A 1,379-nucleotide genomic window follows, 5' to 3' on the forward strand; every position below is an offset into this window, starting at 1 on the left:
AAGGAGTGCAGATAAATGGAAAACTCACTAATTGAAAAACAATTAAAAGCAGCAGCTGATTTGAATCGCATTAAATTACTTGCATGTATGAAAAATGGGGAGGTATGTGTATGTGATTTTGTGGATGTTCTAGGCATATCACAACCAGCAGTTAGTCAGCATCTACGAAAATTAAAGGAGGCAGGCATTATTACGGAACGGAAAGTAGGGACTTGGAAACATTACCGTTTAGTAGAGGATCAAACACCACTAATGCAGGGCATTTTAGAACAAATTCAGCCTTTAAATGGGTGCAACTGTGGCACAGATTGTTGCCATATAGGAGGAAATGTAAATGAGTAATGAATCTTTAACAAAACAGCTTTCTTTTCTAGATCGTTACCTCACCCTTTGGATTTTTGTTGCGATGGGAATAGGCGTTTTATTAAGTATCACAATGCCCAATATTGGTGAAGCATTAGAATCCATGTCAGTTGGTACAACATCGATACCTATCGCCATAGGGCTAATTGTGATGATGTACCCACCATTGGCAAAAGTAAAATATGAGGAAATGTGGCGAGTGTTTAAGGATTGGAAAGTGCTTTTATTATCACTTTTTCAAAACTGGTTACTCGGACCGTTCTTAATGTTCTTTTTAGCCATCATCTTCCTGCACGATTATCCAGAATATATGGCTGGACTCATTATGATTGGTTTAGCTCGCTGTATTGCCATGGTCATTGTGTGGAATGATTTAGCACGTGGAGACCGTGAATATGTGGCTGGTTTAGTTGCCTTTAACTCCATCTTTCAAATCGTGACGTATTCGATCTTTGCGTACTTTTTCTTAAATGTATTACCTGGTTGGTTTGGTTTAGAGAATTTCAATGTATCCATTTCTATGTGGGAAATTACAAAAAGCGTACTTATTTACTTAGGAATACCATTTGCTGCAGGGTTCCTCACACGGTGGATCGGGATTAAAACAAAAGGAAAAGAGTGGTATGAGGAAAAGTTCTTGCCGAAGATTTCACCACTTACTTTAATTGCACTGTTATTCACGATCGTGATGATGTTTGCCTTAAAAGGTGAGCAATTAGTCGAACTACCACTCGATGTAGTACGAATTGCGATTCCATTATTTATTTACTTTGTGGTGATGTTTGCTGTTTCATTCTTCTCTTCACGTAAAGCTGGCGCATCTTATCCTGTCACAGCAGCTCTTTCTTTTACAGCTGCAAGTAACAACTTTGAGTTAGCGATTGCGGTAGCAGTTGGTGTATTTGGCCTTCATAGTGGCGTAGCATTCGCCGCTGTTATCGGTCCTCTTGTAGAAGTACCCGTACTCATAGGACTTGTGTGGGTTGCCTTACGTTGGCAGAAAAAATACTTTAAAA

General features: G+C 39.2%; 2 protein-coding genes. Both read left to right on the forward strand.

Features of this window, described 5'->3' with window-relative positions; genetic code table 11:
• Positions 1-15 precede the first annotated feature (15 nt).
• The gene (locus tag C9J35_RS23035) at positions 16-342 is read left to right on the forward strand and encodes an ArsR/SmtB family transcription factor (protein ID WP_054770102.1); all 327 of its coding nucleotides are present in this window, start codon (positions 16-18) and stop codon (positions 340-342) included.
• On the forward strand, positions 335-1,379 hold a 1,045-nt coding region (arsB, locus tag C9J35_RS23040; protein WP_107927148.1), incomplete at its 3' end, for an ACR3 family arsenite efflux transporter. The genes C9J35_RS23035 and arsB, both read left to right, overlap by 8 nt.

The sequence above is a fragment of the Lysinibacillus parviboronicapiens genome (assembly GCF_003049575.1).
Lineage (GTDB): Bacteria > Bacillota > Bacilli > Bacillales_A > Planococcaceae > Lysinibacillus > Lysinibacillus parviboronicapiens.